This window comes from Kitasatospora sp. NPDC004289, from assembly GCF_053602875.1.
Map to the genome: position 1 here is coordinate 29,962 of NZ_JBSGEL010000005.1, position 24,869 is coordinate 54,830.

At 74.0% G+C, this 24,869-nt stretch carries 26 protein-coding genes and 1 tRNA gene; 19 read left to right on the top strand and 8 right to left on the bottom strand.

The window, feature by feature from the left end; all coding sequences use genetic code 11:
- Positions 1–127 precede the first annotated feature (127 nt).
- The 5 genes from ACWEPF_RS04530 to ACWEPF_RS04550 all read left to right on the top strand — a co-directional run bounded on the left by ACWEPF_RS04530 (position 128) and on the right by ACWEPF_RS04550 (position 4,678).
- Positions 128–634, top strand: coding sequence for a hypothetical protein (locus ACWEPF_RS04530; RefSeq protein ID WP_452171382.1), 507 nt, complete (start codon positions 128–130; stop codon positions 632–634).
- Positions 635–715: 81 nt separating this feature from the next.
- Complete coding sequence (locus tag ACWEPF_RS04535; RefSeq protein ID WP_380150106.1) at positions 716–1,297, top strand: histidine kinase; 582 nt, start codon at positions 716–718, stop codon at positions 1,295–1,297.
- 85 nt (positions 1,298–1,382) lie between these two features.
- Entirely contained in the window at positions 1,383–1,886 is a 504-nt protein-coding gene (locus tag ACWEPF_RS04540; RefSeq protein ID WP_452171383.1) for a methylated-DNA--[protein]-cysteine S-methyltransferase, read from the top strand.
- Between the two features lie 164 nt (positions 1,887–2,050).
- Positions 2,051–2,860, top strand: coding sequence for a DUF4389 domain-containing protein (locus ACWEPF_RS04545; protein WP_452171384.1), 810 nt, complete (start codon positions 2,051–2,053; stop codon positions 2,858–2,860).
- A gap of 138 nt (positions 2,861–2,998) precedes the next feature.
- Positions 2,999–4,678 (top strand): carboxylesterase family protein, encoded by a 1,680-nt coding sequence (locus ACWEPF_RS04550; RefSeq protein WP_452171385.1) that lies wholly within the window; start codon positions 2,999–3,001, stop codon positions 4,676–4,678.
- A 170-nt stretch (positions 4,679–4,848) separates the two neighbouring features.
- Here the strand turns inward: ACWEPF_RS04550 and fusA are convergent, their stop codons facing one another.
- Positions 4,849–6,909, bottom strand: coding sequence for an elongation factor G (fusA, locus tag ACWEPF_RS04555; protein ID WP_452171386.1), 2,061 nt, complete (start codon positions 6,907–6,909; stop codon positions 4,849–4,851).
- A gap of 545 nt (positions 6,910–7,454) precedes the next feature.
- On the opposite strand from fusA, the gene ACWEPF_RS04560 reads away from it, so the two are divergent.
- Positions 7,455–7,694 carry a hypothetical protein gene (locus tag ACWEPF_RS04560; RefSeq protein ID WP_452171387.1) on the top strand — a complete coding sequence of 80 codons (240 nt, stop codon included), beginning with the start codon at positions 7,455–7,457 and terminating at the stop codon, positions 7,692–7,694.
- Positions 7,695–7,781: 87 nt separating this feature from the next.
- Here ACWEPF_RS04560 and ACWEPF_RS04565 read toward each other — a convergent pair.
- Positions 7,782–7,852: transfer RNA gene (locus tag ACWEPF_RS04565), tRNA-Cys, on the bottom strand.
- A 90-nt stretch (positions 7,853–7,942) separates the two neighbouring features.
- Positions 7,943–8,935: an adenosine deaminase gene (locus ACWEPF_RS04570; RefSeq protein ID WP_452171388.1), complete on the bottom strand. Its 993-nt coding sequence runs from the start codon at positions 8,933–8,935 to the stop codon at positions 7,943–7,945.
- 115 nt (positions 8,936–9,050) lie between these two features.
- Here ACWEPF_RS04570 and ACWEPF_RS04575 point away from each other — a divergent pair, with 115 nt between their 5' ends.
- The 3 genes from ACWEPF_RS04575 to ACWEPF_RS04585 all read left to right on the top strand — a co-directional run bounded on the left by ACWEPF_RS04575 (position 9,051) and on the right by ACWEPF_RS04585 (position 11,224).
- Positions 9,051–9,716, top strand: a complete 666-nt coding sequence (locus ACWEPF_RS04575) for a hypothetical protein (protein WP_452171389.1) — start codon at positions 9,051–9,053, stop codon at positions 9,714–9,716.
- A 114-nt stretch (positions 9,717–9,830) separates the two neighbouring features.
- A complete protein-coding gene (locus tag ACWEPF_RS04580) occupies positions 9,831–10,628 on the top strand; it encodes a DsbA family protein (RefSeq protein WP_380150104.1) in 798 nt (265 codons plus the stop codon).
- Positions 10,625–11,224: a vitamin K epoxide reductase family protein gene (locus ACWEPF_RS04585; RefSeq protein WP_452171390.1), complete on the top strand. Its 600-nt coding sequence runs from the start codon at positions 10,625–10,627 to the stop codon at positions 11,222–11,224. Before ACWEPF_RS04580 ends, ACWEPF_RS04585 begins: the two co-directional genes overlap by 4 nt.
- On the opposite strand, the gene ACWEPF_RS04590 is transcribed toward ACWEPF_RS04585, so the two are convergent.
- The 3 genes from ACWEPF_RS04590 to ACWEPF_RS04600 form a co-directional block, all read right to left on the bottom strand.
- Positions 11,203–11,907 (bottom strand): YoaK family protein, encoded by a 705-nt coding sequence (locus ACWEPF_RS04590; protein ID WP_452171391.1) that lies wholly within the window; start codon positions 11,905–11,907, stop codon positions 11,203–11,205. The two genes, ACWEPF_RS04585 and ACWEPF_RS04590, sit on opposite strands and share 22 nt — an antisense overlap.
- Positions 11,908–11,978: 71 nt before the next feature.
- Entirely contained in the window at positions 11,979–12,872 is an 894-nt protein-coding gene (ligD, locus tag ACWEPF_RS04595; protein WP_452171392.1) for a non-homologous end-joining DNA ligase, read from the bottom strand.
- A complete protein-coding gene (locus ACWEPF_RS04600) occupies positions 12,865–13,881 on the bottom strand; it encodes a PHP domain-containing protein (RefSeq protein WP_452171393.1) in 1,017 nt (338 codons plus the stop codon). The genes ligD (ACWEPF_RS04595) and ACWEPF_RS04600 overlap by 8 nt, the downstream gene beginning before the upstream one ends.
- Positions 13,882–14,011: 130 nt before the next feature.
- On the opposite strand from ACWEPF_RS04600, the gene ACWEPF_RS04605 reads away from it, so the two are divergent.
- Complete coding sequence (locus ACWEPF_RS04605) at positions 14,012–14,323, top strand: DUF6158 family protein (protein WP_380150099.1); 312 nt, start codon at positions 14,012–14,014, stop codon at positions 14,321–14,323.
- Between the two features lie 37 nt (positions 14,324–14,360).
- Positions 14,361–15,755, top strand: a complete 1,395-nt coding sequence (locus ACWEPF_RS04610; RefSeq protein WP_452171394.1) for an aldehyde dehydrogenase family protein — start codon at positions 14,361–14,363, stop codon at positions 15,753–15,755.
- Between the two features lie 7 nt (positions 15,756–15,762).
- Here the strand turns inward: ACWEPF_RS04610 and ku are convergent, their stop codons facing one another.
- Together ku and ACWEPF_RS04620 are read right to left on the bottom strand one after the other, a co-directional pair.
- Complete coding sequence (gene ku / locus ACWEPF_RS04615) at positions 15,763–16,731, bottom strand: non-homologous end joining protein Ku (RefSeq protein ID WP_452171395.1); 969 nt, start codon at positions 16,729–16,731, stop codon at positions 15,763–15,765.
- 10 nt (positions 16,732–16,741) lie between these two features.
- The gene (locus tag ACWEPF_RS04620; RefSeq protein WP_452171396.1) at positions 16,742–17,653 is read right to left on the bottom strand and encodes a LysR family transcriptional regulator; all 912 of its coding nucleotides are present in this window, start codon (positions 17,651–17,653) and stop codon (positions 16,742–16,744) included.
- A 104-nt stretch (positions 17,654–17,757) separates the two neighbouring features.
- Between ACWEPF_RS04620 and ACWEPF_RS04625 the strand changes: the two genes are divergently transcribed.
- From ACWEPF_RS04625 to ACWEPF_RS04660, 8 genes are all read left to right on the top strand, one after another.
- Positions 17,758–18,480: an SDR family oxidoreductase gene (locus ACWEPF_RS04625; protein WP_452171397.1), complete on the top strand. Its 723-nt coding sequence runs from the start codon at positions 17,758–17,760 to the stop codon at positions 18,478–18,480.
- A 53-nt stretch (positions 18,481–18,533) separates the two neighbouring features.
- Positions 18,534–19,505, top strand: a complete 972-nt coding sequence (gene ligD / locus ACWEPF_RS04630) for a non-homologous end-joining DNA ligase (RefSeq protein ID WP_452171398.1) — start codon at positions 18,534–18,536, stop codon at positions 19,503–19,505.
- 125 nt (positions 19,506–19,630) lie between these two features.
- The gene (locus ACWEPF_RS04635; protein ID WP_452171399.1) at positions 19,631–20,173 is read left to right on the top strand and encodes a DoxX family protein; all 543 of its coding nucleotides are present in this window, start codon (positions 19,631–19,633) and stop codon (positions 20,171–20,173) included.
- A gap of 18 nt (positions 20,174–20,191) precedes the next feature.
- Positions 20,192–20,419, top strand: a complete 228-nt coding sequence (locus tag ACWEPF_RS04640) for a hypothetical protein (RefSeq protein WP_452171400.1) — start codon at positions 20,192–20,194, stop codon at positions 20,417–20,419.
- Positions 20,420–20,524: 105 nt separating this feature from the next.
- Positions 20,525–21,982 carry a catalase gene (locus tag ACWEPF_RS04645; RefSeq protein ID WP_452171401.1) on the top strand — a complete coding sequence of 486 codons (1,458 nt, stop codon included), beginning with the start codon at positions 20,525–20,527 and terminating at the stop codon, positions 21,980–21,982.
- 163 nt (positions 21,983–22,145) lie between these two features.
- The gene (locus tag ACWEPF_RS04650; protein WP_452171402.1) at positions 22,146–22,532 is read left to right on the top strand and encodes a DoxX family protein; all 387 of its coding nucleotides are present in this window, start codon (positions 22,146–22,148) and stop codon (positions 22,530–22,532) included.
- Between the two features lie 88 nt (positions 22,533–22,620).
- Complete coding sequence (locus ACWEPF_RS04655; RefSeq protein ID WP_452171403.1) at positions 22,621–23,649, top strand: phosphotransferase family protein; 1,029 nt, start codon at positions 22,621–22,623, stop codon at positions 23,647–23,649.
- A 2-nt stretch (positions 23,650–23,651) separates the two neighbouring features.
- Entirely contained in the window at positions 23,652–24,869 is a 1,218-nt protein-coding gene (locus tag ACWEPF_RS04660; RefSeq protein ID WP_452171404.1) for an acyl-CoA dehydrogenase family protein, read from the top strand.

Sequence of the window (24,869 nt, forward strand, 5' to 3'; positions counted from 1 at the left end):
GCCGCCCGGGGCGCGAGATCGTGGTGGACCTGACGCTCCCTCATGGGATAGACAGACCACCGGCCTTGCCCGGCGCGCCGCCGGGGGTCGGGTGACCGCCGAGGGGCACGGGGGACGGGGGACGACCATGCGCAGCATCGGCAAGCCGTCGGGACGGGGCCTGATGGCCGTCGGAGCGCTGCTGCTCGCGGCCGGGCTGGCCGCACTGGCGGTCGGGCTGCTCGGCCTGCTGCCGGGTGGCTCGGGCGGGCCCTCGGGCGCCGTCCCCGGCCCCAGCACCAGCGGCGTACCGCAGACCGCCCTGCCGGCGACTCCCGCGACGCAGCCGCCGCTCACCCAGCCCCCGCTCTCCCAGCCGCCGTCCACCCAGCCGCCCACGACGCCGGCGGTCACGACGTCGGCGGTCACGAGCGGGCCGACCACACCGACGGCCGCACCCGTCACGCCGGCACCGGCCACCACGGTCTTCGTGGTGCTGCCCGCCCCCGCCGCCGCCACGGCCGCCCCGGACGACGGCCCCTCCGTGGCCGAGCTGATCACCGCCTTCGCCGGGCTGGTCTCCGCCGTCGGCGGCACCTACGCCATGGTGGTGAGCGTCCGTCAGGGCCGTCCGGTGCAGCCGCCCGCTCCCTGAGGGGGCGCGGTGGGCGCGGCCCGGCTAGCGTCGGAGCGGTAACGGGGTGACCCGCGTCCAGCCGTGAGGGGCAGTCAGAACATGTCCGGTGACGACAACGTCCTCTTCTACACCTTCAAGGACCCGACCCACACCTTCGAGGCCTTCCACGACGTCACCCGCCTGCCGGGGGTCGCCGGGGCCGCGATCCTCCAGCGCTCCGCCGAGGGGTACCTCGACATCGCCGACAGCTTCACGCCGGACACCGGGCGCCGGACCATGGCGTTCAGCGCGGTCGGGGCGCTGCTCGGCCTGCTCGGCGGCCCGGTCGGGCTGGCCCTCGGGCTGGGCGCCGGGGCGGTGCTGGGCTCGGCCTCCGAGAGCAAGGACGCGCAGGACGCGCTGGAGGGCCTGACGGTGATCAGCGCCCTGGTCGACGACGGCGGCAACCTGCTGGTCGCCTCGGTCAAGGAGACCGACCCCGCCGCCGCCGACGAGATCGCCGCCCGGCTGGGCGGCGAGGTGGCCCGGATCCCCTCTGAGGAGGTCGAGGCCGAGGTCCGGATGGCCCAGCACAGGGCCGAGGAGGCGGTGAAGGCCGAGCACCAGGAGCACCGCCGGCAGGAGAACGAGGAGTTCGCCGAGCGCCTGCGCCACCTCTTCCGCGGCGGCGCCGGCTCCTGACGCGATGTCGCATTTCCGCCGGTCGGGCGGGTCCGCCCCGGGCAGAGTGGGGAGCGTAGGCAAGGACCCGTCCCCGGGAGAGAACGTGACCACCCGTTACACCACCCTCGACAGCCCCTGTGGCCCGCTGCTGCTGGTCGGCGAGGACTCCGCCACCGCGAGGGGCGGTCTGGCGCTCGCCTCGGTCTCGATGACCGGCCAGCGGAACGCGGCCGTGGTCCAGCCCGACTGGGTCGAGGACGCCGCCGCCTTCCGGGAGGTGGCGACCCAGCTGCGGGCGTACTTCGCGGGCGGGTCGGACGGCTTCGACCTGGAGTTCACCTCCCGGGGCACCGAGTTCCAGCGCCGGGTCTGGGCCGCGCTGGAGCGGCTGCCGTACGGCTCCACCACCAGCTACGGCGCGCTGGCCGATCAGGCCGGCCTCCCCCGGGCCGCCGTCCGCGCGCTCGGCGCGGCCATCGGCGCCAACCCGCTGCTGGTGGTCCGCCCCTGCCACCGGGTGGTGGGCGCGGACGGCTCGCTCACCGGCTACGCGGGCGGGCTCGACCGCAAGCGGCAGCTGCTGGACCTGGAGGCCGGGCACTCCTGAGGCCCACCGGGTCCGGCCCCACCCGGCCCGGCCCCATCCGGCCCCACCCGGCCCCGCACCGCCTCGCCCCGCCGAGCCCGTTCGGGCCAGTCCGGCGGGCGGGCGGCCTCCGCTCCTGCGATGTTCGGAGCAGGGGGAAGCTGACGAGGCCTCAGGGAGACAGCATGTGGGACGCATCCGCGACACTGCCCGCGGGCGGCCGGGAGTGGCTGCCCGCGATGGACGTGCCGGAGCCCGGGCGGCAGAGCCGGCTCACCGTGTTCTTCCGGATGCTGCTGCTGATCCCGCAGTTCATCGTGTACTGGCTGCTGTCGATCGTGGCCTTCGTGGTCGCCGTGCTGGGCTGGTTCGGCGCCCTGTTCACCGGCCGGCTGCCGGAGTTCGCGGCGGGCTTCCTCTCCGGGTACGTGGCGTACGGCGTCCGGCTGGAGTCGTACCTGATGCTGCTGGTGGACTCCTACCCGCCGTTCCGCTTCGACGCGCCGGAGCACCCCGTCCGGACGGAGGTGCGGCCCGGTGAGCTGAACCGGCTGGCGGTCTTCTTCCGCATCGTCCTGGTGATCCCGGCCGCGATCATCCAGGGCGTGCTGATGAGCGGCTGGTGGGCGGTCGGCTTCATCAGCTGGCTGGTGGTGCTGGTCCTCGGCCGGATGCCGCGGCCGCTCTTCGAGGCCACCGCGGCCATCACCCGCTACCGGTTCCGCTATCAGGCCTACTTCCTGATGCTCAGCTCCGCCTACCCGAAGGGCCTGTTCGGCGAGGACGCCCTCGACACGGTGCCCGGGAGCGGCCCGGTCTCGGCCACCCGCCCGCTGGTGATGGGCAGTTCGGGCCGGGCCCTGCTGGTGGTCTTCATCATCCTGGGCATCGTCGCCTACGGCGCCTCCTCGATCACCACCAGCGTCAACTCCGACAGCGACGGCGACGACGGGTACGCCCGGCACGCGGGCGTCACCGCCCCGGCGGTGCCGTGAGCCCTCGCTCTCTCCCCCGGGGCCGCCTCGTGGACGGGGCGGCCCGCGGGATCTGACGGAGTGCCCCGGTGCCGATGGAGCTCCCGCCGGAGGCGTCGCAGACTCGGCCGGGTCACCGTGTCGCCCGAGGAGCCCGTGATGCGATCGCCCGGCCCGTCCCGCCGCACCTTCCTGTCCGCCGGCGCCCTCGCCACCGCCGCCGCCACGACGGCCGTCGCGACGGTGACCTCGCAGCCCGCGGCCGCCGAGTCCGAGGAGGAGCTGGCCACCGCCACCGCGGTCCCGCTGGCCCGCACCACCGCCGGCTGGGTGCGCGGCGCGGCGGCCGGCGCCGTGGCGGTCTTCCGCGGCGTCCCGTACGCGCAACCCCCGGTCGGGCCGCTGCGGTTCGCCTCGCCCCGCCCGCCGCAGCCCTGGGACGGCGTGCGGGAGGCGACCGCGTTCTCGGCGCCCTCCTTCCAGACCGTGCTGCCGGGCAGCAGCGAGGACTCGCTGTACGCCAACGTCTGGACCCCCGGGGTCACCGGCGCCCGCCCGGTGCTGGTCTACGTGCACGGCGGCGGCTGGAAGTTGGGGTCCGGCAGCCTGCCGACCTACGACGGGGCGCGGCTGGCCGAGCGCGGCGATCTGGTGGTGGTGACCTTCAACTACCGCCTGGGCGTCTTCGGCTTCGGCCTGCACGAGCGGCTCGACGACCCGCGCACCGGGTCGTTCGCCAACTGGGGCCTCCAGGACCAGGCCGCCCTGCTGCGCTGGGTGGCGGCCAACGCCCGTGCGTTCGGCGGCGATCCGGGCAACATCACCCTGGTCGGAACCTCCGCCGGAGGGTCCTCCACCTGGCAGCTCGCCCTGCTGCCGGAGGTCCGGCCGCTGCTGCGCCGGATCGTGCCGATCAGCGCCGCGCACGTCTGGGCCCCGGCCCTGGCGCTCACCCCCGAGGACTCCCGGGCCGCCTTCGAGACGGTGGCCGCCGAGCTGGGCACCACCGTTCCCGGGCTGCGGGAGGTGCCGGCCGCGGCCCTGCGGGACGCCTGGGACGGCCTGTTCGCCGGTCCGGCCGACTCCCGGGCGCTGGCCAGCGGCCGGGAGTACCGGGGGCCGGTGGTGGACGGCCGCTGGATGCGCGGCTACGACCACCAGCTCCCGGACCCGGGGCTGCCGGTGCTCTCGGTGAACGCCGCCACCGAGGGCTCCTTCTTCACCGGCCCCGGCTCCCCGACCCCGGTGCCGACGCCCACCACCGATGCCGAACTGCTGGACACCGTCCGGCGGTACCTGCTCCGCGGTGCGGCCCGACCGCCCGCCGGCCTGGCCGAGCAGCTGGTCGCCGCCTACCGGGCCGCCGCCACGGCGGAGGGCCGGGCCGCCGACCCGCTCGCGCTCCTCACCGAGATCCACGGCGACGGCCTGTTCCGCTACCTGATCGTCCGTCTCGCCGAGCGCCGTGCCCAGCGCTCCGAACGCCCGCACCACCGGCTGGAGTTCACCCACCCGGTGCGGGCGCCGTGGTTCGGCACCCCGCACGAGGCGACCTCGCCGTTCCTGTTCGGCACCTTCGCCTCGCCGGCCAACGCACCGGAGTTCGGCGACGGCCCGCTGGAGCGCCGGGTCTCGGACACCTTCATCGACCTGATCGCCTCCTTCGCCCGGCACGGCCACCCGGGCAGCCCGAACTCCCTCACCTGGCCCGCCTTCCGCCCGGACACCCCGAGCACCCTGCTGCTCGGCGGCCCGGCCGTGGCCGCCCTCGCCGCCACGCCCAAGGCCGCCCAGCTCCGCGCCTGGGACGAGGCCGGCTGGGTGCCCCGCCCGGCCTGACGCGGCGGGGCCGGCGAAAGTGGCTGCCCCCGGGGGCGCGAGGAACTGCGCGCTGCGGGAGTCACGGACCCGTGTGCCGGGTGCGGCGAACCACTTGCAACTGGATCTCCGCACCCGGCACACGGTCTACTTCTTCCGATTCGCGCAGTTCCTCGCGCCCCTGCCCCCGATCAGGCCGGTGCGTAGCCGTCGGGACGCGCGGTGAAGGAGCCGCGGCCCTGCGTCCGGCTGCGCAACCGCGTCGCGTAGCCGAAGAGTTCGACCAGCGGCACGGCGGCCGTGACCACCGCCGTCCCGGCCCGCGCGGTGGAGCCGGTGACCCGGCCGCGCCGGGCGGACAGGTCGCCGATCACCGTGCCGACGGCCTCCTCGGGCACCGTGACGGTGACCTCGGCGACCGGCTCCAGCAGGACCATCGCGCAGGCCCGCAGGGCCTCCCGCAGCCCGTTCCGCCCGGCGGTGCGGAAGGCGGGCTCCGAGGAGTCCTTCACATGGGTCGCCCCGTCGGTCAGGGTGACCCGCAGACCGGTGACGGGGTGGCCGCCGAGCGGTCCGTCCACCAGGGCGTCCCGGCAGCCGGCCTCCACCGCCCGGACGTACTCGGCCGGCACCCGCCCTCCGGTGACGGTGGAGCGGAACTCGAAGCCCGGCCCCTCCCCCGCCGGCAGCGGTTCGACGTCCAGGACCACGTGCGCGAACTGCCCCGATCCGCCGTCCTGTTTGACGTGCCGGTGCACCTGGCCGCTGACGCCCCGTCCGACCGTCTCCCGGTACGCGACCTGGGGCCGCCCGGCGGTGACGTCCAGGGTGTGCACCCGCCGGAGCGTCTCCACCGCGACCTCGAGGTGGAGCTCGCCCATGCCGGAGAGCACCGTCTGCCCGGTCTCCGGGTCGGTGCGCGCCGTCAGGGACGGGTCCTCCTCGGTGAGCCTGGCCAGCGCGGCCGCCAGCCGGTCGGTGTCGGCGCCGAGCCGCGCCTCGACCGCCACCGAGACCACCGGCTCGGCGGTGCGCGGGGGTTCGAGCACCAGGGGCGCCGACGGGGCGGCCAGGGTCGCACCGGGGCGGGCCGCCTTCGGGCCGATCAGCGCCACGATGTCCCCGGCCACCGCCTCGGCGGTGTCGGTGTGCCGGTCGGCGCGGACCCGCAGGATGCGGGCGGCCCGTTCGGTGCGGCCGGTGGTGGTGTCGAGCACGGTGTCCCCCTTCCTGAGGGTGCCGGAGTAGATCCGCAGGTAGCTGAGCCGACCGGTCGGCGCCGCCTGCACCTTGAAGACCAGCCCGGCGAACGGCGCCGCCGGATCGGGCGGCCGGACGGCCGTGCCGCGGCCGTCCGGGCCGTCGACGGTGCCGCGCACCGGCGGGACGTCCAGCGGTGAGGGCAGGTAGGCCACCACCGCGTCCAACAGGGGCTCCACGCCCCGGTTCCTGTAGGCCGAGCCGCCGAGCACCACCACGGCGGTGCCCTCACGGGTGAGGTCGCGCAGTGCGGCCGTGAGCGTCCCGACGCCCAACTCCCCCGCCACGCAGTACTCCTCGAACGCTCCGGGGTGCAACTCGGCCACCCGTTCGTCCAGTTGACGGCGGCGCAGCTCCGCCTCCGCGCGCAGCTCCGCCGGGATCTCGACCTGCGCGGCGGCCTCGGCCCCGTCGGCCCAGAGCAGCGCCGTCATCCGCAGCAGGTCCACCACGCCGGCGAAGCCGCCCTCGCGGCCGATCGGCAGCTGCACCGGCAACGGGACGGTGTGCAGCCGGTCCCGGATGGAGGCCACGGCGGCGTCGAAGTCGGCGCCGGTGCGGTCGAGTTTGTTGACGAAGGCGATCCTGGGCACGCCGTGCCGGTCGGCCTGCCGCCAGACCGCCTCGCTCTGCGGCTCGACGCCCGCCACCGCGTCGAAGACGGCGACGGCGCCGTCCAGCACGCGCAGCGAGCGCTCCACCTCGTCGGCGAAGTCGACGTGGCCCGGGGTGTCGATCAGGTTGATCCGGTGGCCGGCCCAGGTGCAGGTGACGGCGGCGGCGAAGATGGTGATGCCGCGGTCCCGCTCCTGCGGGTCGAAGTCGGTGACGGTGGTGCCGTCGTGGACCTCGCCGCGCCGGTGGGTGGTGCCGGTGGCGTACAGGACGCGTTCGGTGACGGTGGTCTTCCCGGCGTCCACGTGGGCCAGGATGCCCAGGTTGCGGACGGTGGTGAGGTCATGCTCGGTGTGGTGAAGTCGCTCGGTTCGCACGGCCGTTGGCCTTTCGGGGAGTTCCCGGACAGGACGGCGCGATTCGCCCGGACGCGGCCGGCCGCAGGCCTCAGCGGGCGTGCGGGCGGGCCGGGGTCGTCCCGGGCCTGCGGTGCGGGGCGCGCAGCCGGCACCGGACGGCGCGAGACACCAGGATCACCGTGGACCGGACCCGGGGAGCGTGGACGGCGGCGTGCTCGCGCATGGCCGTGGCTCCCCTCGTGTGCGGTCTGGCGCCGCCCGCGCGGAGCGGGCTGACGCCCGGTCAGTGCGGCGAGCCTAGCGAGCGCGTCCGGCCCGGCGCACCGGATTTAACCGAGGGCCCTTGCTGACGGTCTGTCAGGTGCCGGACAGTGCAAGAACTGTCCGGAAAATGATCGTCTTCCCGTCAGGCACCCCCGCGACCTGCACCTTCACCGAACCACCGCATACTTCCGGTCGGAATTGGTCTCTACCATTGCTCCGTCTTCACATTCGGAGGAGGCTCCTCGACGAAGCGCAGGGACGAGGACCCCGGCGCTCACCCGAGGGAGGGAAACCCACTCATGTCGCTCCGCAAGGCACTCTCCACCGTCGCCGTGGCCGGCATCCTGACCACCGGCACCGCCCTGCTCACCGCTCCGGCCGCCCAGGCGTTCAGCTACACCTACGTCGGCGTCTACCCGACCGCCGCCTCCTGCCACGCGGCCGGCCAGGCGTACGTGGACAGCCACCGCGCGGTCAACTACTTCTGCGACACCACCACCCCGACCGGCCCGGCCCGGCTCTCCGTGGTCCTGTACTGAGCTGGTCCTGCACTGAGGTGGTCCCGCACTGAGCCCGGACGCACCGATGGTGGGCCGCACGGCCGGCGGCCCACCATCACGCGTCCGAGGTGGAGAAAGGATTCGAACCCCTGTGAACGGCCTTGCGGGCCGTCGCCTCGCCACTCGGCCACTCCACCGGGCGATGCGCCCACAGTAGACCGGCCCGCCGCACCGCCGAGGGCGCGACACCCGCGCCGCGCGCGGTCTTCACCCGCTCGGCCCAAGCGCTACCGCGAGGCGCTCCGGTGGGCCTCCAGCTCGGCGAGGTAGCGGCCCCTGGTCTCCTCGTCCAGGAAGCTCGCCTCGAAGGAGTTGCGCGCCAGCAGGTACTGCTGGTCCACCGTCAGACCGAGCGCCTGCGCCGTCGCGATCAGGTTCTCGTCCACGTAGCCGCCGAAGTAGGCCGGGTCGTCCGAGTTCACGGTGGCGACCAGCCCGGCGTCCAGCATCCGCCGCAGCGGATGGTCGGCCAGCGTGTCCACGCAGCGCAGCCGGACGTTGGAGAACGGACAGACCGTCAGCGGGATCCGCTCCCGCACCAGCCGCTCCACCAGCTCCTCGTCCTCCAGGCAGCGCAGCCCGTGGTCGATCCGCTCCACCCGCAGCAGGTCCAGCGCCTCCCACACGTACGAGGCCGGGCCCTCCTCGCCCGCGTGCGCGACCGCCCGCAGGCCCAGCTCGCGGGCCCGGCGGTAGACCTCGACGAACTTCACCGGCGGGTGCCCCACCTCGGCCGAGTCCAGGCCGACGGCGGTGATCCGGTCCAGGTACGGCTCGGCCGCGGCCAGCGTGGCCAGCGCCGACTCGGCGCTCTCGTCGCGCAGGAAGCAGAGGATCAGCCGGGTGGTGATCCCGTACCGGCCCTCGCTGCGGTCCAGCGCCGCGCCGAGCCCCCTGATCACCGTGCCGATGTCCACGCCCCGGGCGGTGTGCGCCTGCGGGTCGAAGAAGATCTCCGCGTGCCGCACGCCCTGCGCGGCGGCCCGCTCCAGGTAGGCCTCGGCCAGCTCGGTGAAGTCCCGCTCGGTGCGCAGGACGTCCATCAGCCGGTAGTAGAGGTCCAGGAAGGACTGGAGGTCGTCGAAGCGGTAGGCGGCCCGCAGCTCCTCGACCCCGTCGAAGGGGAGCTCGACCCCGTTCCGCTCGGCCAGCCGGAAGGCCAGCTCGGGCTCCAGGGTGCCCTCGACGTGCAGGTGCAGTTCGGCTTTGGGAATCGGCATCGAGCCATCCTACGCGGCCCGGCCGGGCACCTTCCCGCAGGTCAGCGCCGCCCGTCCTTATACGCAGCGAACAACCGTGAAGCCACTCACAGACGCCCCGCGAGGCCCCCGCCGCATGGCAGACTCGATCTTCATGAAGGGCAGTCAGGCGACCAGGGCGACGCGGGCCGCGGTGTTCACCGCACTCGTGGTGCCCCTCGCCGCCCTCGGCCAGGTCCTGTTGACCGGCCGGGCCCTGCCGGTGACCACCGTCGCGGTGGCCGCGGCCGCCGTCTACGCCGTGGGCCACGCCTTCATCGGCTCCAACCGCAGCTTCGCGCGCATCCTCGCGGTGCTGCTCCCCACCCAGCTGGCCGTCGGCGCCGTCTTCGACCTCGGACAGCAGGCCTGTACCGGCCCCGGCGCACCGCCGCTCGGCGGCCTCAAGCCGCTGGTCTGCTCCGGCGGTTCGATCGGCGAGTTCCTGCTCGCCCCCGGCTCCACCCCCGCCCCGCTGGCCGGCATCCCGGTGCTCGCGGGCCACCTGCTGGTGGCCGTGCTGGCCGCCTGGGCGCTGCGCCTCGGCGAGTCCGCCCTGCGCGGCCAGGCCGCCGCCGGCCGCACCCTCGGCGAACTGCTCGCCGGCGCCTGGCGGTTCCTCCGCCTGGTGACGCCGCTCCCGGCCCGCCCGGTGCTCCGGCTGCCCATCCCCTCCTCGACCCGCGAACGGATCCCGGCCGAGGACGTCCTGCTGAGGCCCGCGCTGCGCCGCGGCCCCCCGGTGTGCGCCCCGGCCTGCTGACCACCCGTCACCCCTGACGTCCCGTCACCCGCAGGCCCTCGCCCCGCGCGCCCTTCCGCACGACCGGCGCGCCCGCCCCAGGACCTCCGCAGCGACAGGAACCGACGCACCGCCATGAGCAGCAACCAGCAGAAGAAGCAGAACCAGTCCGCCACCGCCCGCATGCGCGAGCAGCACGCCCGCGAGCAGAAGGCCGCGAAGACCCGCCGCCGCGTCGTGGTCGGCGTCTCCACCGCCCTCGTGCTCGCCCTGGTCGGCGGCATCGCCGCCGCCGTCGCCTCCACCGGCGGCTCCTCCGACACCTCCGCTGCGAGCGGCCCGCTGGTGGTCCCCGCCAACGCGACCGGCGACGGCACCGTGGTGACCTACGGCAAGGCCGACGCCCCGCACACCCTCGCGGTCTACGAGGACTTCCGCTGCCCGATCTGCGAGAAGCTGGAGACCAGCGCCGGGAAGACCATCCAGCAGCTGGCCGACGACGGCACCTACAAGATCGAGTACCACTTCGCCACGTTCCTGGACCGCAACCTCGGCGGCAAGGGCTCCAAGACCGCGCTCAACGCGACGGCCGCCGCCCTGAACGAGGGCGTGGACAAGTTCAAGGCCTTCCACGACGTGCTCTACGCCAACCAGCCCGACGAGAGCAAGGACGGCTTCGGCTCCGCCGAGGCGATGCTCAACCTGGCCGACAAGGTGCCCGGCCTGAAGACCGACGCCTTCGTGAAGGCGGTCAACGAGGGCACCTACCTGCCGTGGGTCGCCAAGGTCTCCAAGGCCTTCGACGACTCCGGCGTCTCCGGCACCCCCTCGGTGCTGCTGGACGGCAAGCAGCTGAACGTCTTCCCGGACAACAAGGTGATCACCGGCGACGCCTTCAAGGCCCTGGTCGAGCAGACCACGGCGGCCAAGTGACGGCCCCGGTCGCGGCGGGCCGGAAGCTCGCCTGGCTGTTCGTCGTCACCGGACTGCTCGGGCTGGCCGCCTCCGCGGTACTGACCCTGGACAAGATCAAGATCCTCCAGGACCCGTCCTACGTCCCCAGCTGCTCGATCAACCCGATCATCAGCTGCGGCTCGGTGATGACCAGTGACCAGGCCTCGGTCTTCGGCTTCCCCAACTCCCTGATCGGCCTGGCCGCCTTCGCGGTGGTCACCGCCGTCGGCGCGGGCATCCTGGCCGGCGCGGCCTACCGGCGCTGGTTCTGGCTCGGGCTCCAGGCCGGGGTGCTGTTCGGGATCGGCTTCGTCACCTGGCTGATGACGCAGACGCTCTACTCCATCGGCGCGCTCTGCCCGTACTGCATGGTGGTCTGGGCCGCGATGATCCCGCTGTTCTGGTACACCACCCTGCACAACCTGCGCAGCGGCGTGATCCCCGTCCCGAAGTCCCTGAAGCCGGTGGTCCGCGAGGCCGCCCGCTACCACTGGGCCGTCCCGGCCCTCTGGTACGCGGTGATCGCCCTGCTGATCCTCGACAGGTTCTGGTACTACTGGTCCACCCTGCTCTGACGCGCCGTCGTCCCGCCCGCCGCCCCGGCCGACCTCCCGGTCCGCCGGGGCGCGGTCGTCTCCCAGGCGGCCACTCCCACCAGCAGCACCAGCACCCCGCCGAGCGCCGCCCGCGGGTCCACCCACAGGTGCAGCAGGCCGCCGGCCAGGGCCCCGAGGAAGAGCGCGACCACGCTCAGCACCCGCCGCCGGGCCGCCGCCCCGGCGCCGTCGGCGGCCAGCCCGGCCAGCGTCCTGGTCACCACCGTGGTCGCCAGGTCCGGCACGGCGAGTTTGTGCACCACGCCGTTCTGCAGGCCCATCCCGAGGGCCAGCGGCACCAGCACCGCGTACCGCCCGCCGTCCAGCCACAGCCCACCCAGCGACACCGCCACCAACCCCGCCTGCACCCACACCACCAGCGCCAGCCGCTCCCCGCCCCACCGGCCCGCCACCGCCGCCCCCACCAGGAACCCGCCCAAGGCCGTCCCCGACGCGGGCGCCGACAGCTCCGACACCCCGGCCAGCGCCAGCCCCAGGAACGCCACGTTCCCGGTCATGTTGGCCACGAACACCTTCCCGAGGTCCAGGAAGCTCACCGCGTCCACCAGCCCCCCGGCGAAGGTCAGCACCAACAGCACCGGCCCGAGCCGCGCCTTCGCGTGCCCCTCCGGAAACATCCACGTCGCCCGTCGCTCTGACATCCCCTCAGTCCACCAGCCGGCCCCGCCCCACCAGCCGACCGACGCGCGTTCGTCCCCTCACACAAGCCGCGCTACGCACCGGGCAGTCGGCCCAGGTGGCGAGGGGCGGTGAGGGCGGCCATCGGGTCCTCGGGGAGGGCGAGGACCTGCTCGGGGGTGAACTCGAGCTCAGTGGGGTGGCGGCAGGACTCGACGGCGGTCCAGGGGACGGGGGTGGAGACCAGAGGACGCTCGCCGGCCCGGAGGGAGTAGGGCGCGACGGTGGTCTTGGCGCTGGTGTTCTGGGACCAGTCGACGAAGATCCGGCCGCGGCGCAGCGACTTCTCCATCCGATCCACCACCAGCCCCGGCGCGGCCGCCCGCAGCTGCCCTGCCAGGCGCCGGGCGTAGTCGGTGGCGGCCCGTTCGGGCGCGGGGTGCAGCGGGACGAGCAGGTGCAGCCCCTTGGAGCCGGAGGTCTTCGGAAAGGCCGTCAACCCGTCGGCGGCGAGCAGCCGTCGGGCCGCCAGGGCGACCACGCAGCACTCCACCACCGTCATCCCCGGCCCCGGGTCCAGGTCGATGACCAGCCGGTCGTGCCGGTCGGGCCCGCCCCGCCACTGCGGGACGTGCAGCTCCAGCGCCCCGAGGTTGGCCGCCCAGACCAGCGTCGGCAGGTCGGCGACCACCACCTGACGGAACGTCCCCTCCCGGTGCTCGACGTCCAGCGTGGTGAGCCAGTCCGGTGCCCCGCCGGGCACCCGCTTGGCCCAGAACCGCTGCCCGGTGACGCCCTCGGGGAAGCGCAGGAAGGAGGCCGGCCGCCCGGCCAGGTGCGGCAGCGCCCTCGGCGCCACCGAGGCGTAGTAGTGCACCGCCTCGGCCTTGGTCCACCCGACCGCCGGGTAGAGCACCTTCTCCAGGTGGGTCAACCGCAGCCGCCGCCCGTCGACTTCGGTGTGCACCACCTCGGGCTGCTCAGGCATCCCCGGTCCAGTCCAGCAGTTGACGCTCCGTCCAGGTGGTGACGACCCGTTCGGCGGTGATCCCGGCGGCGGCCGCCCGGTCGCAGCCGTAGGGCTGCCAGGCGAGCTGGCCGGGGGCGTGCGCGTCGGTGTCGATCGAGAAGAGGCACCCGGCCTCGACCGCGAGCGCGATCAGCCGCGACGGCGGATCCCGGCGCTCGGGGCGGCAGTTGATCTCGACGGCGGTGCCGCTCTCGGCGCAGGCGGCGAAGACCTTCTCGGCGTCGAAGCGGGACTCCGGCCGCGGCTTGGCCCCGATCAGCCGTCCGGTGCAGTGCCCGAGGACGTCCATCCGGGGGTTGCGCACGGCGGCCAGCAGGCGCCGGGTCATCGGCAGCGGGTCCATCCGCAGCTTGGAGTGCACCGAGCCGACCACCACGTCCAGCCGGTCCAGGAGTTCGTCCTCCTGGTCCAGCGAGCCGTCGTCGAGGATGTCGCACTCGATGCCGGTGAGCAGCCGGAACGGCGCCAACGTCTCGTTCAACTCGGCGACCACGTCCAGCTGTCGGCGCAGCCGCTCGGCGCTCAGGCCGTGCGCGACGGTGAGCCGCGGCGAGTGGTCGGTGAGCACCGCCCACTCGTGGCCGAGCTCGATCGCGGCCCGGGCCATCCGCTCGATCGGCACGGTGCCGTCGGACCAGTCGGAGTGCAGGTGGCAGTCCCCGCGCAGCGCGGCGGCCAGATCGGCGGCCGCCCCGTCCGCTGCCCGGGGCGGCGTCACCCGGCGCTCCAGCCCGTCGAGGTAGGTCGGCGTCCGCCCGGCCACCGCCTCGGCGATCACCCGGGCACTGGTGGTCCCGATGCCGGGCAGCCCGCTCCCCTTCGCGGCCAGCGCGGCCGGGTCGGGGGTCTGCGCGAGGAAGGCCCGGGCCGCCTCGGCGGCCTGGCGGAAGGCGCGCACCCGGTAGGCCTCGCCCTGCTCGACCTCCAGCAGGTAGGCGATCCGCTCCAGCGCCCGCACGGGATCCATGTGGCTGCTGGTGCCCTCCGGGGCTGGCGGGGAAACTGGTTCTGCACCTTCTGCACCCACTTGCCCGGTTTCCCGGTGTGGGACGGGGGCAGTCGGTACCCAGGGGGGCCGAACGCCGAGGAGGCCGTCCATGCTGCACCCCGACACCCGCCCCGACGCCCACCACCCCCACGCCGCCCGGGAACCCCGCCCGCTCGGCGTCCCGGCCGCGGAGCTGGAGACCGGCCTGCTGCTGCGCGAGCTCCAGCAGCTGCACCGCACCCGCCACGAGACCTTCCTGTACGGCTCCGAGGAGGCGCTCAGCCGCCACACGCTCCGCTGCGGCCAGCTGGAGGCCGAGTACGTCCGCCGCTTCCCGTACCGCCACGTGGCCCCCGGCCGCACCCGCAGCGGCGCCCGCGCCCGGGAGGCCGCCGAGCGGATCGCCGACCACCCGGCCTGAGCCCCCTGATCCCCCTGACGCCCCACGGAGGTGCGCGATGGTGATCGCGACCGTGAACCCGGCCACCGGCGAGACCCTGGAGACCTTCGAGCCGCTGGGCCGGGACGCGCTCGAACTGGCCCTCGGCCGGGCCGCCGAGGCGGCGGTGCTCCAGCGGGCCACCGGCTTCGAGGAGCGCTCCGGCCTGCTGCGCCGGGCCGCCGCGCTGCTGGACGCCGAACGCGACCGGATCGCGGTCACCGTCACCACCGAGATGGGCAAGCCGCTCGCCCAGGCCCGCGCCGAGGCCGCCAAGTGCGCCAAGGCACTGCGCTGGTACGCCGACCACGGCGCGGCGCTGATCGCCGACGAGCGCCCCGCCGACGAGGACGTGGCGGACTCCGGGGCCGCCTTCGCGTACGTCCGCTACCGCCCGCTCGGGGTGGTGCTCGCGGTGATGCCGTGGAACTTCCCGCTCTGGCAGGTGGTCCGCTTCCTGGCCCCGGCCCTGATGGCCGGGAACGTCGCACTGCTCAAGCACGCCTCCAACGTGCCGCGCACCGCCCTCACCCTGGCCGACCTGTTCCGCCGGGCCGGCGCGGCGCCCGGGGTCTTCCAGGCCCTGCTGATCGGCTCGGACCAGGTCGAGCAGGTGATCCGCGACCCCCGGGTGGCGGCGGTGACGCTGACGGGCAGCGAGGGCGCCGGACGGGCGGTCGGCGCGGCGGCCGGGGACGCGCTGAAGAAGACCGTGCTGGAGCTCGGCGGCAGCGACCCGTTCCTGGTGCTGCCCAGCGCCGACGTCGATGCCGCGGTGGCCACCGCCGTGAAGGCCCGGATCCAGAACAACGGCCAGTCCTGCATCGCCGCCAAGCGGTTCATCGTGCACGAGGCGGTCTACCCGCGCTTCGCCGCCGCCTTCACCCAGGCGATGCGCGCGCTGAAGGTCGGCGACCCGATGGACGCCGACACCGACCTCGGCCCGCTGGCGACCCGTCAGGGCCGCGACGACCTGGCCGCCCTGGTGGCGGACGCGCTGCGGCACGGCGCCACCGCCGACACCGGAGGCGACCGGGCCGGCGTCCCGGAACGGGGCTGGTACTACCCGCCGACCGTGCTCACCGAGGTCTCCCCCGAGATGCTGGTCCACACCGCCGAGACCTTCGGCCCGGTCGCCACCCTCTACCGGGTGCACGACCTCGCGGAGGCCGTGGAGCTGGCCAACGCCACGCCGTACGGCCTGAGTTCGAACATCTGGACCAAGGACCCCGAGGAGCGCGAGTACTGCCTGCGGGAGCTGGTGGCCGGCGGGCTGTTCTTCAACGGGATGACCGCCTCGCACCCGGCCCTGCCCTTCGGCGGGGTCAAGAACTCCGGCTACGGACGGGAGTTGGCGGGCCACGGCATCCGGGAGTTCTGCAACGTCACCACCGTCTGGCTGGGGAACCCCTGACCGCTGCTCAGGAGACCGACTTGAGGCGGCGCTTCGGCTTCACGGCCTTGGTGACCGCCTTCAGCAGCTCGTCCCTGGTCATCGATGAGCGACCCTTGATGTCCAACTCGGTCGCGCGCTCGTAGAGTTGCGCCTTCGTCATGGCGGTGAGGTCCTCCTTCGCCGGAGCCTCGGGCCGCACCGGCGCGGGGGTCTTGCCCACCGCCGCCATCGAGCGGTTGAGCACCTCCATCAGGTCCACCACGTTGGTGGCCACGGCCGGCTCCTCGGAGCGGACCATCTCGCGGCCCTCGACCTTGGCCTCCACCAGTTCGCGCACCCGGTCCTCGTAGTCGTCCCGGTAGTCCTCCGGGTTCCAGTCCATCGCGAGCATCCCGATCAGCTGCTCGGCCGCCTTCAACTCCCGCTCCTGGAGCGTGACGTCGGCCTCCGGCAGGTTGTCCACCTCGCTGTGCGGATCCCGGACCTCGTCGGCGAAGTGCATGGTGTGCAGGGTGAGGGTGTCGCCCTCGACGTGCACCGCCGTCAGGTACTCGCGGCCGCGCATGGCGAACTTGGCGATCCCGGCCTTGCCGGTGCGGCTGAGCGCCTCCCTGAGCAGGGCGTAGACCTTGGTGTACTCCTTGCCCTTCGGGCCCAGGTAGTAGGTCTTGTCGAAGAGGATCGGCTCGACCTGCTCCAGCTCCACGAAGCCGAGGATCTCGATGGTCTTCGACCGTCCGGGGGAGATCTCCTCCAGCTCCTGCGGCTCCACCACCACGTACTCGCCCTCGGCGAGCTCGAAGCCCTTCACCACGTCGGCGTAGGGCACCTCCTCGCCGGTGCGCTCGTTGACCCGCTGGTTGCGCACCCGGTCGGAGGTCCCGCGCTGGAGCTGGCGGAACCGCACGCTGTGGTCCTCGGTGGCCGAGTACAGCGCCACCGGCACGGTGACCAGCCCGAAGCTCAACGTCCCCGACCACATCGCCCTGGCCATCCGGGCCTCCTCAGCCGACGCCTGCGTCCCCTTGCCCTCCAGGTTCGCCCACCCTGGCGTGCCCGGCCAGCACGTCCAGGAAGGCGGCGGTGATCCGGTCCGGCCCGGGGCGGGTGTAGCCGGCCAGGGTCCGGCGGACCGGCGGGTCGGGGCGCAGCACCCGGGCGGCGAAGCCGGGCGGCAGCAGGTTCCCCGGCACCAGGGCCGGGCCCAGCCCGGCGGCGGCCAGCAGCGGGGCGGCGGCGGTCTGCTCGGTCCGCACGCCCGCCTCCGGGCGGAATCCGGCCGCCGCGCAGGCCGCGTCGAGCACCTCGGCGAGGCCGTTGCCGGGCGCGTAGTGCACCCACTCCCGCCCCGCCAGCGAGGCCAGTGCGATCCGCCCGCCGGGCGCCTCGGCCGGGTCGTCCCCGGCCAGCACCACGACGAACTCCTCCTGCCCCAACTCCCGTACCGGGCCCGCCCATTCGGCGGGACGGGGACCGACCGCCAGATCCGCCCGGCCCTCGGCCATCGCGGCGGCCAGCGCCCCGGCGTGCGGGTACTCGCGCAGTCGCACCCGCACCTGCGGATGGCGGGCCCGCCAGGCCCGCAGCACCGGCGGCAGCACGCCGAGCGCGACGGAGTACACCACGGCCAGCTGGAGCTCCCCGCCGTCCAGCCCGGCGGCCCGCCGGGCGGCGGCCCTGGCCCGCTCCGCTCCGGCCAGCGCGGCCCGGGCGTGCGGCTCCACCTCGCGGCCCATCGGGGTGAGCCGCACCGAGCGCGGCAGCCGCTCCAGCAGCGGCCCGCCGCACTCCCGCTCCAACGCCCGCACCTGGTGCGAGAGGGCCGGCTGGGAGACGTGCAGCAGCTCGGCCGCCCGGGTGAAGGAGCCGGTCTCCACCACGGTGACCAGGTACTCGTACTGACGGAGCGTAGCCATGCACGGAGTTTATGGCCGGCGGAGGAAGCATGTCTTGGACAGGGGGTGTCCGGCCGACGGAGGCTCGTCGAGAGAGATCCACTTCCCCCTGGAGGAGCAGACAGATGAGCGACGACACCCTCGACGGCCGCCGCCTGGTCGTGATCGGCGCGGGCTCGGGCATCGGCCGCGAGCTGGCCCGGACGGCCTCGGCGGCCGGGGCCGAGCTGGTGCTGGCCGGGCCGGACGGGGCCCGGCTGGCGGCCACCGCCGCCGAGCTGCCCGGCCCGGCCCTGGTGCAGCCGGTCGACCTGGCCGACGAGGCCTCGATCGCCGCGCTGGCCGCGCGCACGGGCCGCTTCGACCACCTGGTCTCGACCGCGGCCATGCCGGCCAACGGGCCGGTGCGCGACCTCGAACTGGCCGACGTGCAGCGGGCGTTCGCCGCCAAGGTGTTCGGTCCGCTGCTGCTCGCCAAGCACCTGGCGGGGCAGGCCGGGCCCGGCGGCTCGTTCACCTTCTTCTCCGGCGTGGCCGCCTGGCGCCCCGCCCCCGAGCGGGTGGTGATGGCCACCACCAACGGCGCCCTGGCCTTCCTGGTCGAGGCCCTCGCGGTGGAGCTGGCACCCGTCCGGGTCAACGCCGTCTCCCCGGGCATCGTCGACTCCGGCGCCTGGGACGGCCTGGCCGAGCGCAAGGACGCCTTCCTGGCCGGCGTGGCCGCGAAGAACCCGGCCCGCCGGGTCGGCGCCCCCGCCGACCTGGTCCGCGCGGTGCTGTACGCGATCGGGAACCCGTACGTCACCGGCACCGTCCTGCACGTCGACGGCGGCGGCCGCCTGGCCTGAGCCCCCGCCGCGGACCCCGGGCCCGGTCCCCCTCCCGGTGCCACCCTGGAGGGGTGACACTGCTCCGCTTCTCGCCGATGCTGGCGAGCTCCAGCGAGCGCCGGGAGTTCGGCCCGGGCTGGCTGCTGGAGCGCAAGCTCGACGGCATCCGGGCACTGGCCTACCGGGACGGCCCGACCGTCCGGCTGGAGTCCCGCACGGGCAAGCAACTGGCGCCCGGATTCCCCGAGTTGACCGAGGCCCTGGCCGCCCAGCCGGTGCAGCGCTTCGTGCTGGACGGCGAGATCGTCGCCCTCGACGAGCACGGCGCGACCAGCTTCGAACGGCTCCAGCAGCGCATGCAGCTGCGCGATCCGCGCCGCGCCCTGGCCACCGGCGTGGCGGTCACGTACCACCTCTTCGACCTGCTCCAGCTGGAGCAGTACGACACCACCCGCCTCCCGCTCTCCGAGCGCAAGCAGGTCCTCGCCCGGGCCCTCCGGTACGACGGCCCGCTGCGCTACACCGAGCACCGGGTGGCGGACGGGCCGGTGCCGCTGGCCGAGGCCTGCGCCCGGGGCTGGGAGGGCCTGATCGCCAAACGCGCGGACGGCGCCTACCAGCAGCGCCGCTCCTCGGACTGGCTGAAGCTCAAGTGCACCGCCGGCCAGGAGCTGGTGATCGGCGGCTTCACCGACCCGGCCGGCTCCCGGGCGGGCTTCGGCGCCCTGCTGCTCGGCACCCACCTGACGGAGGGCGGCGGGCCGCTGCGGTACGCGGGCAAGGTCGGCACCGGCTTCTCCACCGCCGTGCTGCACGGACTGCGGGCCCGGCTGGACGACCTGGTCCGGCCCGGCTCGCCGTTCGACGGCCCGGTGCCGGAGCGGAGGCCGCACTGGGTGGAGCCGGTCCTGGTCGCCCAGTGCGCCTTTACCGGCTGGACCAGGGAGGGAAGGCTGCGCCACCCGCGCTTCCTCGGACTGCGGGAGGACAAGGAGGCGCACGAGGTGGTCCGCGAGTCCTTCCGCGAGGGCCAAGGGACTTGACAGTTCATCAGGCAAGTTCGCGCTCGTTGTTCAAATTGGAAATGTCAGGTACGGTCACCCAAGTGGTTCAAATTCGAACCGCGCTTCCCCTTGCCCAGGCCGCCCGAGACCGGAGACCTGCCGTCATGACGACCACCTCCCCCACGCCCCCCGTCACCGCCGACGCCCCCGGCGTCACCACCCTGCCCGCCTACGACCTCGGCCTGCTCGTGCTGCGCCTCGGCCTCGGCCTGACCATGGCCGGCCACGGCCTGCAGAAGCTGTTCGGCTGGTTCGGCGGCAGCGGCCTCGACGCCACCTCCCAGTTCTTCGCCTCCGTCGGCTACCCCGCCCCCGACGCGATGGCCGTGGTCGCCGCCCTGACCGAGACCCTCGGCGGCCTCGGCGTGGCCCTCGGCCTGCTCACCCCGCTGGCCGGCGCCGCCGTGGTCGGCACCATGCTCAACGCCCTCGCCGTCACCTGGACGGGCTCCTTCTTCTCCCCCGACGGCCCCGAGTACGTGATCATGCTGCTCGCCGCCTTCACCGCGCTCACCCTGACCGGCCCCGGCCGCTACTCGGCGGACTCCTTCGTGCCCGTCCTGAACCGCCACCGCCTGGTGTACGGCCTCGCCGCACTGGCCCTGGCCGTGATCACGGCCGGCGTCGTCCTGCTGGTCCGCGACTGACCGCGCGACACTGGAACCATGAGCCGTGACATCTTCCACCCCCCGGTGGTGGTGCGGGCCCCCACCAAGGGCGCCCGCCCCTACCGGCGGGTGGAGATCTACGGGCGCCTGGTGGGCAAGGCCACCGGCGAGGCCGACGTGGCGGAGTTCATCCGCCGGGCCGGGGTGGACGACCCGGACCTGGACGACCCCGAGCTGGTCGAGTGGCTCGGCGGCGGACGCGCGGCGTGGGCCCCCGAGGAGTAGCGCTGCGGTTGTGGGACGGCGCGGTCGGTGTTCGAGTGGGTATCGGCCGTCGCGGGCCGACCGCCGGCCGAGAGGTACGCGCGTACCGCTAGGAGGCCCTACCCCATGTCCGAAGCACACGTCCCGTACACCACCAACAACGCCGGTGTCCCGGTCGAGAGCGACTCGGATTCGCTGACCGCCGGGCCGGTGGGCCCGATCCTGCTGCACGACCACTACCTGATCGAGAAGATGGCCCAGTTCAACCGGGAACGGGTGCCCGAGCGGGTGGTGCACGCCAAGGGCGGCGGGGCCTACGGCTTCTTCCAAGTCACCAACGACGTCAGCCAGTTCACCAAGGCGGACCTCTTCCAGCCCGGCAAGAAGACCGAGCTGCTGATCCGCTTCTCCACGGTGGCCGGCGAGCTCGGCACCCCCGACAGCTGGCGCGACCCGCGCGGCTTCGCGGTGAAGTTCTACACCGAGCAGGGCAACTACGACCTGGTCGGCAACAACACCCCGGTCTTCTTCGTCCGGGACCCGATCAAGTTCCAGGACTTCATCCGCTCCCAGAAGCGCCGCCCCGACACCCACCTGCGCGACAACGACATGCAGTGGGACTTCTGGACCCTCAACCCCGAGACCGCCCACCAGGTCACCTGGCTGATGGGCGACCGCGGCATCCCGAAGACCTGGCGCCAGATGAACGGCTACGGCTCGCACACCTACCAGTGGGTCAACGCGGGCGGCGAGCGCTTCTGGGTCAAGTACCACTTCAAGACCGACCAGGGCATCGACTTCCTCACCCAGTCGGACGCGGACGCGCTGGCCGGGCAGGACCCGGACGCCCACATCCGCGACCTCTACGACGCGGTCAAGAACGGCAACCACCCGAGCTGGACGCTGCACGTCCAGGTGATGCCCTTCGAGGACGCCTGGGACTACCGGTTCAACCCCTTCGACCTCACCAAGGTCTGGCCGCACGGCGACTACCCGCTGATCGAGGTCGGCCGGATGACGCTCAACCGCAACCCCGACAACTACCACGTGCACATCGAGCAGGCCGCCTTCGAGCCCTCGAACCTGGTGCCCGGCATCGGCGTCTCGCCGGACAAGATGCTGCTCGGCCGGATCTTCTCCTACCCGGACACCCACCGGTACCGGATCGGCCCCAACTACGCGCAGCTGCCGCCCAACCGGCCGCACGTGCCGGTGCACTCCTACGCCAAGGACGGCCCGATGCGCTTCGAGGCCTCCCGGGCCGAGGTTCCCTACGCCCCCAACTCCTACGGCGGCCCGGCGGCCCGGCCCGAACTCTGGGGCTCCCCGCTCGGCTGGGACGTGGCCGGCCGGATGGTCCGCGAGGCCTACCCCCTGCACCGCGAGGACGACGACTGGGGCCAGGCCGGCACCCTGGTCCGCACCGTCCTCGACGACGCCGCCCGCGACCGCCTGGTCTCCAACGTCAGCGGCCACCTCCTGAACGGCGTCTCCGCCCCGGTCCTGGCCCGCGCCCTCGACTACTGGCGCAACGTCGACAAGGACCTCGGCGACCGCATCGCCACCAAGGTCAACGGCGGATAGCGCCCGCCCTCCGCCCCACGGCCGCCCCGGGAGCCCTCCCGGGGCGGCCGTCGTGCGGCCGGTGTGACCGGGGTCACGTCGGCTGGTGTCACAGGGGCGCCGGCCCTCTCGTCCCAGGGGTGGAACGGCGAACAGCGCCGCCACTGCCCCGGAGGAGCACCCCATGAACATCGCCCTGTGGATCGTCGCCGGCTTCCTCGCGGTCGCCTACCTCGCGGGCGGTGGCCTCAAGCTGGTCCTGCCGAAGGCGCGGATCGCCGCGTTCGGGCCCAGCTCGCAGTGGGTCGGGGACTTCAGCTCGGGCGGGGTGAAGGCGATCGGCGCCCTGGAGGCGCTGGCCGGGATCGGGCTGGTGCTGCCCGCCGCGGTGGGCGTCGCACCCGTCCTGGCGCCGCTGGCCGCGCTCGGGCTGGTGCTGCTGATGGCCGGCGCGGCGGTGGTCCGGTACCGGCGCGGGGAGATCAAGCTGGTGGGCGTGGACCTGGCCTACCTGGCGCTGGCCGCCTTCGTGGCCTGGGGCCGCTTCGGCCCGGCGGCCTTCAGCGGCTGAGCCCGGGCCCCGTGCGGGGCGTTGACAGGGGCAGACCTCACGGCGATGCTAAGCAAGCGCTTAGTCACCCACCCGTGAGGACTGCCCCATGAGCGATGACTTCCCCGATCCGCCCGGCCTGGACCTCGCCCGGCTGCGGGAGCACCTCGACGCCGAGCGGCCCGGGCTGGTCGCCGGACCGCTACGGGCAGAACTGATCGAGGGCGGGCGGTCGAACCTCACCTACCGGGTGGGGGACGGCAGTTCGACCTGGGTGCTGCGGCGGCCACCGCTCGGGCACGTGCTGGCGACGGCCCACGACATGGGCCGGGAGTACCGGGTGATGACGGCGCTGGCGCCGACCGCCGTGCCGGTGCCGGAGACGCTGCTGCTGGTGGAGGACCCGGAGGTGCTGGGGGCTCCCTGGTACCTGATGGAGCACGTGGCCGGGACGCCGCACCGGGACGCCGACGCGCTGGCGGCGCTCGGCGAGCAGCGGGTGCACGCGCTCGGGCTGCACCTGGCCGACACCCTGGTCGCCCTGCACGCCGTCGACCCGGCGGCCGTCGGCCTGGCGGACTTCGGGCGGCCGGAGGGCTTCCTGGAACGTCAGCTGCGGCGCTGGGAACGGCAGTTGGAGAGCTCGCGGAGCCGCGAGGTGCCGGGCATCGCCGAGCTGCGGGCCGGTCTGACCGACACCCTCCCCGGCTCCCCCGCCCCGGCGCTGGTCCACGGCGACTACCGCCTCGACAACGTGTTGGTCGGCCCGGACGACCGGATCACCGCCGTGCTGGACTGGGAGATGTCCACCCTCGGCGACCCGCTCACCGACCTCGGCCTGCTGGTGATGTACACCGAGCTGGCCCGCCGGTACGACGGCATCCTGCCCGGCGCCGCCCTGGCCCCCGGCTTCCCCGCCGCCGCGGAGCTCGTCGGCCGCTACGCCGAGGGCTCGGGGCGGGACGTCTCGACGCTCGGCTGGTACGTCGGCTTCGCCTCGTTCAAGCTCGCCGTCGTCCTGGAGGGCATCCACTTCCGGCACGCCCAGGGCCGCACGGTCGGCTCCGGCTTCGACCGGGTGGGCGAACTGGTGCCGCTGTTCGTGCAGTTCGGCCTGACCGCACTCAAGGAGAGCTGACCGTGGACTTCGCCTACGACGACCGGACCGAGCAGCTGCGCGGGCAGCTCGCCGCCTTCCTGGACGAGGCGGTGTACCCGGCGGAGCCGGTGCTGGCCGCCCAACTCGCCGACCCTGAACGGACCGAGTGGACCGTCCCGGCGGTGATCCGTGAGCTCCGGCAGGAGGCCCGGGCGCGCGGCCTGTGGAACCTCTTCCTGCCGGGCGAGCACGGCGCCGGGCTGACCAACCTCCAGTACGCCCCGCTGGCCGAGCTGACGGGCCGTTCGATCCTGCTGGCCCCCGCCGCGCTCAACTGCGCCGCGCCCGATACCGGGAACATGGAGCTGCTCGCCCAGTTCGGCGACGAGGCCCAGCGCAAGCAGTGGCTGGAGCCGCTGCTGAGCGCCGAGATCCGCTCGGCCTTCGCGATGACCGAGCCGGAGGTGGCCTCCTCGGACGCCACCAACATCACCACCAGCATCGAGCGCCGCGGCGACGAGTACGTGGTCAACGGCCGCAAGTGGTACATCACCGGGGCGATGAACCCGGACTGCAAGGTCTTCATCGTGATGGGCAAGACCGATCCGACGGCCGACCCGCACCGCCAGCAGAGCATGATCCTGGTGCCGCGCGACACCCCCGGGGTGACGGTCCGCCGGGGCATGACGGTCTTCGGCTACCGGGACGAGGACCACGGCGGGCACGCCGAGATCCTGTTCGAGGACGTCCGCGTCCCGGCCGCCAACCTGATCGGCGAGGAGGGCGCCGGCTTCGCCATCGCCCAGGCCCGGCTCGGCCCCGGACGGATCCACCACTGCATGCGGGCGGTCGGGATCGCCGAGCGGGCCCTGGAGTTGATGTGCCGTCGGGTGAGCGAACGCGTCGCCTTCGGCAAGCCGCTGGCCGCCCAGGGTGTGGTCCAGGAGTGGATCGCCGAGTCCCGGGTACGGATCGAGCAGGCCCGGCTGCTGGTGCTCAAGACGGCCTGGCTGATGGACACCGTCGGGAACCGGGGCGCGCACACCGAGATCCAGGCCATCAAGATCGCCGTCCCGGCCATGACGGAGTGGGTGCTCGACAAGGCCGTCCAGGCGCACGGCGCGGCCGGGGTGAGCCAGGACACCCCGCTGGCCCAACTCTGGGCGGGGAACCGCACCTTGCGGCTGGCCGACGGTCCGGACGAGGTGCACCGGCGGTCACTGGCCCGCCGGGAGCTGCGGCGCCACCAGGAGGGCTGA